The 9,950-nt window shown below is 61.4% G+C and carries 9 protein-coding genes; 6 read left to right on the forward strand and 3 right to left on the reverse strand.

The window, feature by feature from the left end:
- Positions 1-158 precede the first annotated feature (158 nt).
- Complete coding sequence (gene pyrH, locus A3722_RS21280; protein ID WP_067628872.1) at positions 159-884, reverse strand: UMP kinase; 726 nt, start codon at positions 882-884, stop codon at positions 159-161.
- 130 nt (positions 885-1,014) lie between these two features.
- Between pyrH and miaA the strand changes: the two genes are divergently transcribed.
- From miaA to A3722_RS21305, 5 genes are all read left to right on the forward strand, one after another.
- Positions 1,015-1,905 (forward strand): tRNA (adenosine(37)-N6)-dimethylallyltransferase MiaA, encoded by an 891-nt coding sequence (miaA, locus tag A3722_RS21285; protein WP_067628870.1) that lies wholly within the window; start codon positions 1,015-1,017, stop codon positions 1,903-1,905.
- Positions 1,906-2,005: 100 nt separating this feature from the next.
- Positions 2,006-2,782 carry a helix-turn-helix domain-containing protein gene (locus A3722_RS21290; protein ID WP_067628869.1) on the forward strand — a complete coding sequence of 259 codons (777 nt, stop codon included), beginning with the start codon at positions 2,006-2,008 and terminating at the stop codon, positions 2,780-2,782.
- 311 nt (positions 2,783-3,093) lie between these two features.
- A complete protein-coding gene (locus A3722_RS21295) occupies positions 3,094-4,182 on the forward strand; it encodes an ABC transporter permease (RefSeq protein ID WP_067628867.1) in 1,089 nt (362 codons plus the stop codon).
- 12 nt (positions 4,183-4,194) lie between these two features.
- Complete coding sequence (locus A3722_RS21300) at positions 4,195-5,661, forward strand: ABC transporter permease (protein WP_067628865.1); 1,467 nt, start codon at positions 4,195-4,197, stop codon at positions 5,659-5,661.
- Between the two features lie 63 nt (positions 5,662-5,724).
- A complete protein-coding gene (locus A3722_RS21305) occupies positions 5,725-7,815 on the forward strand; it encodes a dipeptide ABC transporter ATP-binding protein (RefSeq protein WP_067628863.1) in 2,091 nt (696 codons plus the stop codon).
- A 95-nt stretch (positions 7,816-7,910) separates the two neighbouring features.
- Here A3722_RS21305 and A3722_RS21310 read toward each other — a convergent pair whose 3' ends face one another.
- Positions 7,911-8,438, reverse strand: coding sequence for a hypothetical protein (locus tag A3722_RS21310; RefSeq protein WP_067628861.1), 528 nt, complete (start codon positions 8,436-8,438; stop codon positions 7,911-7,913).
- A 179-nt stretch (positions 8,439-8,617) separates the two neighbouring features.
- Entirely contained in the window at positions 8,618-9,163 is a 546-nt protein-coding gene (locus A3722_RS21315; RefSeq protein ID WP_067628889.1) for a lytic transglycosylase domain-containing protein, read from the reverse strand.
- A gap of 281 nt (positions 9,164-9,444) precedes the next feature.
- Here A3722_RS21315 and ssb point away from each other — a divergent pair.
- Positions 9,445-9,950 (forward strand): single-stranded DNA-binding protein (gene ssb / locus A3722_RS21320; RefSeq protein ID WP_067916430.1); only part of this gene is annotated, 506 nt, incomplete at its 3' end.

The following is a 9,950-nucleotide window of genomic DNA, read 5'->3' on the forward strand; positions in this document are numbered from 1 at the left end:
GTTTCCTTGCGTTACGGCTTTCTAACGGTGGCGCGGCGCTTTCACAACTGCCCATTATTCCGCCACCCTGCGCCAGCCGCGCCCCCTTTGAGAGAGACGCGGCGGCCTCAGGCCAATCGCCCTGCCGTCGGACGATCCCCTGCAATCTAAGCCCGGGTCTAGCCGACGCGGGTATAGGTGCCCTGCCCGGCCAGAATGCCCTGAAACCCGCCCGGCTCATCCAGCGAGAAGACGATGATCGGCAGGTTGTTATCCCGCGCCAAAGCGATGGCAGAGGCATCCATCACGCCAAGCCGCTTTTGCAGCACGTCGTCATAGCTCACCATGTCATAGCGTTTCGCGTCGTCGAACTTGGCCGGATCCTTGTCATAGACGCCATCGACCTTGGTGCCTTTGAAGATCGCCTCGCAAGACATTTCATTGGCGCGCAGGGTCGCAGCGGTGTCGGTGGTGAAATAGGGGTTGCCGGTGCCCGCGGCAAAGATGCAGACCCGCTTCTTCTCAAGGTGGCGCACGGCGCGGCGACGGATATAGGGCTCGGCCACTTCGTTCATCGTGATGGCGCTGATCACCCGCGTGTGAATGCCCAGACCTTCGAGCGCCGATTGCATCGCCAGCGCGTTCATGACCGTGGCGAGCATGCCCATGTAATCCGCCGTCGTCCGCTCCATCCCCTGCGCCGAGCCTTGCAGCCCGCGGAAAATGTTGCCGCCACCGATGACCATACAGATCTCGACACCAAGACTGTGCACCGATTGCACCTCACGGGCGATGCGTTCGACGGTTGGCGGATGCAGGCCATAGCCGAGGTCACCCATCAGCGCCTCCCCGGAAATCTTTAGCATCACGCGGTTAAAGGAGACTTGGGGGGTGTCTTGGGACATCGGGCACACCTTATTATTTCACCAACCGGGGGAGATTTGAGCCTTGCGGCGGTGAAGGGTTTTCATTTCGCGCCAAAATGTCGCAAATACGCCCAAGGTTCAATGCGGGACGTAAGGAAGACGCAAAGAAATGCCGGATATTCCCAAGGCCCAGTTTGACGCGCTGCTGCAAGACCTGCCGCCCGAGCGCCCGGTGCTCATCGCCGGGCCGACCGCCAGCGGCAAATCCGCCCTGGCACTCGCCATTGCCGAGGCGCAGGGCGGCGTGATCGTCAACGCAGATGCCAGTCAGGTCTATGCGCCGTTGCGCATCATCAGCGCCCGGCCCTCAGCCGAAGAAGAGGCCCGTGCGCCGCATCTGCTCTATGGTCATCTGGCCGAGGATGCACCCTACTCCACCGGCCATTGGCTGCGCGAGGTGGCGCCGCTGCTGGGCGGCGATCAGCGGGTGATTATCACCGGCGGCACCGGGCTTTACTTCGCGGCTCTGACGCAGGGGTTGGCCGAAATTCCGGAAACCCCGCCAGAGGTCCGCGCCCAAGGCGATGACATGACGCTCGAAGACCTGCTGGCGCAGCTTGATGATGAGACCGCGGCGGGCATTGACCAGCGCAACCGCGCGCGGGTGCAGCGCGCTTGGGAAGTGTGGCAGGCCACCGGGCGCGGCCTGTCGGACTGGCAGCGCAATACCGGCGCGCCGCTTTTGCCGCTGGCAGACTGTCGGCCGATTGTCTTCGACGTGGAGCGGGATTGGCTGAACGCCCGCATCGAAAAGCGCTTTGACCAGATGCTAGAGCAAGGCGCCTTGGAAGAGGTGGCCGCCCTCCGCCCGCGCTATGACCCCACGCTGCCCGCCCATCGCGCCATTGGCGTGCCGGAACTGATCCGCCACCTTGGCGGCGATTGGTCGCTGCACCGCGCCCGCGAGGCCGCCGTGGTCGCCACCCGCCGTTTCGCCAAGCGGCAGCGCACTTGGATGCGTAGCAAAATGGCAGATTGGCATCGGGTGACGCCGCAATAACCGCAGGGCGCATACAGTTTCTTGCGTTATTCCAACCATCCGATAGCCTGACGTTGTAGATTGGCCCGACAGGGTTGCCATTTCTCGACGAAAGCGCCGCGTGCCCCAAACGCAGATACAAACCCAGACCTTGGCCCAGCTTTCGGCGGGGCAAGATTGGCGCCTGACCCTCGCCCATGAGCGCGACCACCATCTTTTGATCTGGATCACCCGGGGCCAGGGTCGGTTGCTGCTGGATGGGCAACGCCGGGGCATCAGCCCCCATAACGCGCTCTGGATACCGGCGCGGTCGCTCTTTGCTCTGGAGCTGGGCTATCAATGTCTGGGCCATGCGGTGCTGATCCCGGAAGACCGCGATGTGCGTTTGCCCGAAATGCCGCGCCAGTTGCGCATCCGCGACGGTGTGGCCCAATCCGAAATCGCGGCCCTGATCGAACAGACCCAGCGGGAGGTGCAGCAAGGCCGCCCCCTGCAACAAGACGCGCTTAAGGCTCAGGTTGCGCTGATATCGGTATGGCTCCGCCGTCAGATCATGTCAGACGAACATGCCGCCCCCCGGCCCAAGGCCGGCGACAGGCTCAGCGCGCGGTTCTGCGCCCTGATCGCCCAGCGCGCGCCCAAGGGGGGCAGCATGGCCGATCACGCAGCGGAACTGGGCGTCACGCCGACCCATCTGACCCGCGCCGTCAAAGCGGCCACCGGCAAATCCGCCGCCGATCTCTTGACCGAACGCAGTTGCCATGCCGCCCGGCGTCTGTTGGCCGAAACCGATCAAACCGCCGCCGAAATCGCAGCCTCTCTGGGCTTTGGCTCCGCTGCCTATTTCACCCGTTTCATGCAGCAGCACAGCGGCCTTCCCCCCAGCAAGCTGCGCTGACCCCTGCCCGAATTGTCGCTTTCAGACCCTCAAAATGTCGCAAAAACTCCCTCAAACGGCTCAGCCGAATGTTGACGCGCGACCAATTTCCATGCCTCATGGGCGAACCGCTTTGCAAAGAGCCGGATAAACGTCCGAGCAGATGACGCTAAAAACGCCTTGCCTTGAGGCCCTAGTGCCATAATTCAACAAGGCGGCAAAAAACTGCCGCCTCCAGTACCGGCGCTGTCATGGCGCCGCACAAATCAAAAAGGCCAAAAAGGCCGCATCGTCGGGCCAAGTCACCGCCCGACCCTGCCACAGGGGACCACATGGGACTATTCATTTTGCGCCGGCTGGGTGTGATGTTGCTGACGGCGCTCTGCCTGACGTTCATCGTATTCTGGCTGACCAATCTCTATCCGAACCTCGAAAAGCTCGCCAAAACCCAAGGCAACTTCCGCATGTCCGACGAGGCCGTGGCCAGCTACCTTGAAAGCCGCGGCTATCTGCAACCCACCGTCGACAAGTTCGGCGAATGGCTGGGCGTGTTGCCCGGATGGGTCACCGAAGGCGACACGCCCGAAGAGACCTTTGGCCGCTGTTTCGCCCCCGGCACCCCGGTAGAGGCGCGTCCAACCCGCTGCGGCATCCTGCAGGGCGATTGGGGGTTTTCGACCGTCTTCAAAGAACCCGTCGGTGAAACCGTCCTGACCCGTCTCGCCCTGACCGGCAAACTGATGTTCTGGGTGCTGATGCTGATGGTCCCTTCGGCGCTGATTGTCGGTGTGCTGGCGGGCATGCGCGAAGGCTCCAAGCTTGACCGCTCGCTCTCGACCTTCTCCATCGCCACCACGGCGACGCCTGAATATGTTTCAGGCGTGATCTTCATCGCGGTGCTGGCCTCCTCGCGCTTTGGCCTCTCGCCGCTTCTGGCGGAATGGGGCTGGATTGACAGTAAGACGCTGTTTCTCGGCTCCGCGACCTCTGCCATGAAAGACGCCAACTTCTGGAACTTCTTCCTGCCGGTGCTGACCATCTCGCTCTACGGCATGGGCTATATCGCCCGGATGACGCGGGCGTCGATGACCGAGGTGATGACCGCGCAGTATATCCGCACAGCGCGGCTCAAGGGGGTGAAATTCTCTGAGATCGTGCTGAAACACGCCCTGCGCAACGCGCTGATCGCGCCCTTCACGGTGATCATGCTGCAAATCCCATGGCTGCTGAACGGTGTGGTGATTGTGGAGACGCTGTTCAACTACAAGGGCTTCGGCTGGCTCCTCGTTCAAGCGGCGGCGAACAACGACATCGAACTGCTGCTCGCCGTTTCGGTCGTGTCGGTCATCGTCGTGCTTGTGACGCAGTTGATCTCTGATATCGGCTACGTTTTCCTCAACCCGCGCATTCGCATTTCTTAAGGGAGCATGGACATGGAACAACTGACATGGACCGGGTCTCTTGCGGGGCTCAACATCATCTTCCTCGGCCTTTGCGTGATGCTGGCCTTGGCTGTCGCGGCGCAGATTGTCGTTTCCTTCCTGCCTGCCAGTGAGGCACAAGAGATCAACCCCGACGGCACCGTTGCCCGACGGGGCGGTGTGGCGGGCGGGCTGAACCGCGCGGTGATCCTGCTGTTTGCGCTGCTGATCCTTGTGGCGCTGACCTATATCGTCGCCGGTGCCTTCATGGGGCCGCAGGCAGGCATCTTCGGCGGCATGTCGCAGCAGATGCTGCCGGTCTGGATCGCGCTGATCCTGACCTTCGCCGTCTCCATCCACTTCAAACGCCGCCTTGGCCTCTACGGCAAACTCTTCGACAGCACCGTGGGCATGATCGGCTTTGCCATCGTCATGTTCTGGGTCTTCACCGGAGTTTTTGGCGGGTTGTTCGACCTGCTGGTGACCCACGACAGCCTCAGCCAAACGTCGGGCATGAAGAACAAGCTGCCCGGCACCCCGCTGCGCAGCCCCGATGAGGGCGAATACCCGTGGTTCCTGTTGGGCGGTGATAACCTTGCCCGCGATGTTTTCTCTCGGCTGATCAAGGGCTCTTGGGTCGTGGTGCAGATCGCGCCGCTGGCGACGCTCTTTGCCTTCATGGTGGGGATCACGCTGGGCCTGCCTGCGGGCTATTACGGCGGGCGGCTGGATACGATCCTCAGCTTTTTGGCAAACCTAATCCTCGCCTTCCCGGTGATCTTGCTGTTCTACCTGCTGGTCACGCCCGAGATCGTGCTGACCGGCATTCCGAACTATATGGCCGTGTTCCTGTTCATCTTCCCGCTGATCTTCCTCGCGGTGCTGCTGAACTCACGCTACTACACGCAGCCTTCGTTCCGCACGCCGCTGCTGATCGTGGTGCTGGGCGTGGTCGGCTGGCTGTACCTGTCGCTGGTCTCTACCGACGGTGCGATCGTGGCGACGGATAGCTACCGCATCCCGGGCTTACCCGGCATGATCGACCTCTTTGATATCGACGCCGGTGTGCTGGTGGTCTTTGTCTCGGTCGTCTTCGTGAACTCGCCCACGGTCTTCCGCATCGTGCGCGGCCTCGCACTCGACATCAAAACCCGCGACTATGTGGCCGCCGCCCAAACCCGCGGCGAAGGCCCGTGGTACATCATGCTGTGGGAGATCCTGCCCAACGCCCGTGGCCCGCTGATCGTCGATTTCTGTCTGCGCATTGGTTATACCACGATCCTTCTGGGCACTTTGGGCTTTTTCGGCCTTGGGCTAGAGAGCGAAAGCCCGGATTGGGGCAGCACGATCAACGCAGGTCGCCGCCTGCTGTCGCTCTACCCGCACGCGGCCATCGCACCTGCCCTTGCGCTTCTGAGCCTCGTTCTAGGCCTGAACCTGCTGGCCGACGGCCTGCGCGAAGAATCCTTGCGCGACTAAGAAACATCCTCCGGGGGGCGCCCCCTCCCGGACCCTTTTGATCCCCCCGACTGGGAGAGACAAATGCCAAAAACTGATTACGACGGCCCCATTCTCGAGATCAACAACCTGTCGATCTCGTTCTTCACCCGCCTGCGGGAGATTCCGGCCGTGATGGATTTCTCTGTCAGCGTCCAACCGGGCGAAGCTGTGGGGCTGGTGGGCGAAAGCGGCTGCGGCAAGTCGACCGTGGCGCTGGGCGTGATGCAAGATCTGGGCCGCAATGGCCGGATCGTCGGCGGCTCCATCAAGTTCAAGGGCCGCGACCTGAGCGAAATGAGCACCGAAGAACTGCGCGACATCCGCGGCAGCGAAATCGCGATGATCTATCAAGAGCCGATGGCCAGCCTCAACCCCGCCATGCGCATCGGCAAACAGTTGATGGAAGTGCCGATGATCCACGCGGGCATGTCCGAGAAAGAAGCCTATGCGCGGGCGCTTCAGGTGGTCACGGATGTGAAACTTCCCGATCCAGAACGCATTTTGAAAGCCTACCCGCACCAACTCTCTGGCGGGCAGCAGCAGCGCATCGTGATTGCCATGGCGCTGATGTCCGAACCCTCGCTCCTGATCCTCGACGAGCCGACCACAGCGCTTGATGTGACCGTCGAAGCGGCGGTGGTGGATCTGGTGAAGGATTTGGGTAAGAAATACGGCACCTCGATGCTGTTCATTTCTCACAACCTCGGGCTGGTGCTGGAAACCTGCGACCGTATCTGCGTGATGTATTCCGGCGAGGCGGTCGAGAAAGGCTCCATCCACGATGTCTTCGACGAGATGCAGCACCCCTATACGCAGGCGCTCTTCCGTTCGATCCCACTGCCCGGCGCCGACAAGAACGCGCGGCCTCTTGTGGCCATTCCCGGCAACTTCCCCCTGCCCCATGAACGCCCGCCCGGCTGTAACTTCGGCCCCCGCTGCGACTATTTCGTGCCCGGCCGCTGCGACGCTGCGCCGATCCCGATGGAAAGCGTACCCGGCAACGACCGGCACGAAACCCGCTGTATTCGCTTTCAAGAAATCGACTGGCAAGCGCCACTGGAGCTGGCCGAGGTCAAGGAAAAGGGCGATGTTGGCGAGGTCGTCCTCAAGATGGACAAGCTCAAGAAATACTATCAGGTCGCGGCAAATGCCATGTTCGGCGGCGGCAATACCAAGGTGGTCAAAGCCAACGAATCCTTGAGTTTCGAGGCCCATGAGAGCGAAACCCTCGCCATTGTCGGGGAATCAGGCTGCGGCAAATCCACCTTCGCCAAGGTCCTCATGGGGCTTGAGACGGCGACCGAGGGGCACATCTACCTTGACGGCAAGGATATTGGCGGGGTGGCGATTGACGACCGCACGACCAAGAATGTCGCCGATGTTCAGATGGTCTTTCAAAACCCCTTCGACACGCTGAACCCTTCCATGACCGTCGGGCGGCAGATCATCCGCGCGTTGGAAATTTTCCGCATCGGCAAGAATGAGAAAGAGCGCAAGCAGCGGATGCTGGAACTGCTCGATCTGGTCAAACTGCCGCGTGAATTCGCAACCCGCATGCCGCGGCAACTGTCCGGTGGGCAAAAGCAGCGGGTCGGCATTGCCCGCGCCTTTGCGGGTGACGCGCGGATCGTGGTGGCGGATGAGCCGGTCTCGGCGCTGGATGTTTCGGTACAGGCTGCAGTGACAGACCTGTTGATGGAGATTCAGCGCGAACAGAAGACGACGCTCTTGTTCATCAGCCATGACCTCTCCATCGTGCGCTATCTCAGCGACCGGGTGATGGTGATGTATCTGGGCCATGTGGTCGAATTGGGCGACACCGATCAGGTCTTCTCACCCCCCTATCACCCCTATACCGAGGCGCTGCTGAGTGCCGTGCCGATTGCCGATACCAAGGTGAAGAAGAAACACATCGTCCTCGAAGGCGACGTGCCCTCGGCCATGAACCCGCCACCGGGCTGCCCTTTCCAGACGCGCTGCCGCTGGAAATCACAGGTGCCGGGGGACCTTTGCGAACGGGAGGTCCCGCCGATGGTCACCATGGCGGACGGGCATCAGATTAAATGCCACCTCTCAGCCCAGCAATTCGCCGAGATGGAGCCGGTGATCGAAGTGGGCACGGCAGCAGGATGAAAAAGGCGCGGCTCCGAAGAGCCGCGCCTGCTGCCTCAGGCGGTCTAAGGGGGGAACGGCCTGAGGTAATCGTAATCCGGTTTTAAGGGCCGGATTTAGGGATCAACAGCCGAACCAGCTGTGTTCACATTGGCCAGACCTTCGGCCACAACATCGGCAAAGGTCGACACGAGCGCCACGTAGAATTCAGTCTCAGACGGCGGCACGTTGACATAGCCTTCGGGTGCGATGTCTTCGCCGCTATAGGCCGAGATCTTTACCGGGAAGCTCAGACCAGCGTTGTCACCGGTGGGGCTTGTGATATCAACAACGCCTTCCAACTCGTTAAATTCTTTACTGTCGGCCAACATGGTTGCGCCGTTGAGAGAGATCTTGCGGATATCGATCTTGATCTGTGGATCGGCACCATCGCTGCTCATCGGCACACGCTCTGCCACTTCGGCGCGCAGGTCTTCTTCCAGATCAGGATAGAAGTCCATGGCGTTGCTCTCTGCAGCCGCGCTGACAGAGGATTCAACGTCGATTTTCGAGACCATGATCTTATCTTGGGCAAAAGCAGAGCTGCTCAGCGCAATAACGCTTACACCGGCGGCAAGGGCGATATTTTTCATATTCGTCGGCATGTCGTTCTCCTTTGATCTTTTATCTCTGAAACGAGAATTTCCCGCTGCAAAGTTTCTGATCAAAGAACCCCAAGATCGCCCCAGCGGTTCCCTAGGGCGCCGGGCCAAGGGGGCATAGGCACGTGAAAATAGGCGGACAAACGCCCACCGCGCCATACAGACCCATAGATATCAATGGCTTAGCTGCCAGTGATCACTCTAACGTAATTCCGCGTTTCTTTATAGGGGGGGACGCCCCCGTATTTCTTAACCGCCCCCGGCCCCGCGTTATAAGCCGCCAGCGCCAGCTCCCAACTTCCGAAAGCGCGGTACTGTATTTTGAGGTAGCGCGCGCCGCCTTCAAGGTTCTGCACCGGATCGGTCGGGTCGACGCGCAGCGCCTGCGCGGTCTGGGGCATCAGTTGAGCCAATCCCATCGCCCCCTTGTGCGACAGCGCCTTGGGGTTCCAGCCGCTTTCCTGCTGAACCAGCCGCAGAAACAGATCAACCGGGATACCATGCCGGGTCGCCGCCGCGCGGGCATGGGTCAGAAAGGCCCCTTTGTAGGAACCGTTGTATTTCGGCGCGTCCCATTTCGTCGGGGTGACAACCTTGGGCGGTTGCAGCCGAACGGAGGCGGAATATTGCTTGGATGCGCGGTTATCGAGGATGCTTTTCTGAGAAGAAAACAAACCCGCGCGGTTTTTGCTGGCAAACATATCGGCAGCCGCCGGCGCTGCCCCCATCGCGATCATCCCGGCTGCCGCCAAACCTACCGCGGCCAGACCGGCCAAACGTCCCGTCTTTCGCATCTCTGCCCCCTGCCGTTGCATTGCGCGCAGTATACCCAAAACCGCGTGGCCTACCAGCCCCCGGAAACCGGCCCGCCACGCGGCGTGCCTTGATGGGCGGCGAGGTGGGAAAGCCGGTGTCATCCGGCGGACAACCGCGATATAAACGGCCGAATTGGGCGCGCTCGGATTCGCGCCCGACGCAATGACACAGCAATGACAAACGAGGGGGCAAGATGGCCGGCTCAGTGAACAAAGTGATCCTTATCGGCAACCTCGGGCGCGACCCCGAGGTGCGGTCGTTCCAGAACGGCGGCAAAGTGTGCAACCTGCGCATCGCCACCTCGGAAACATGGAAAGACCGCAACACCGGTGAGCGCCGCGAAAAGACCGAATGGCATTCGGTGGCGATCTTCCAAGAGGGGCTCGTCCGCATCGCCGAGCAGTACCTCAAGAAGGGCTCCAAAGTGTATATCGAAGGCCAGTTGCAGACCCGCAAATGGCAAGACCAATCCGGCGCGGACCGTTATAGCACCGAAGTGGTGCTGCAGGGCTTTGGCGGCACGCTGACCATGCTCGACGGTCCCGGTGGCGCCGGGTCCGGCGGCGGTGGTGGTGGCGGCGGCTACGGTGGTGGCGGCAATGACTACGGCGGCGGCTATGACAGCGGCCCGTCCTCCTCGGGCGGCGGCAGCGGTGGTGGCGGCGGCGGCGGCGGCGGCAGCCGTGATCTCGATGACGA

The organism is Sulfitobacter sp. HI0027 (genome assembly GCF_001634775.1).
Lineage (GTDB): Bacteria > Pseudomonadota > Alphaproteobacteria > Rhodobacterales > Rhodobacteraceae > Sulfitobacter.

Bases quoted from the DNA above. Each gene is read 5' to 3' on its own strand.
- A3722_RS21315 (WP_067628889.1), bottom strand. From the start codon at position 9,163: ATGGGGGCAGCGCCGGCGGCTGCCGATATGTTTGCCAGCAAAAACCGC.
- A3722_RS21310 (WP_067628861.1), bottom strand. From the start codon at position 8,438: ATGCCGACGAATATGAAAAATATCGCCCTTGCCGCCGGTGTAAGCGTT.
- miaA (WP_067628870.1), top strand. From the start codon at position 1,015: ATGCCGGATATTCCCAAGGCCCAGTTTGACGCGCTGCTGCAAGACCTG.
- A3722_RS21295 (WP_067628867.1), top strand. From the start codon at position 3,094: ATGGGACTATTCATTTTGCGCCGGCTGGGTGTGATGTTGCTGACGGCG.
- A3722_RS21300 (WP_067628865.1), top strand. From the start codon at position 4,195: ATGGAACAACTGACATGGACCGGGTCTCTTGCGGGGCTCAACATCATC.
- pyrH (WP_067628872.1), bottom strand. From the start codon at position 884: ATGTCCCAAGACACCCCCCAAGTCTCCTTTAACCGCGTGATGCTAAAG.
- A3722_RS21305 (WP_067628863.1), top strand. From the start codon at position 5,725: ATGCCAAAAACTGATTACGACGGCCCCATTCTCGAGATCAACAACCTG.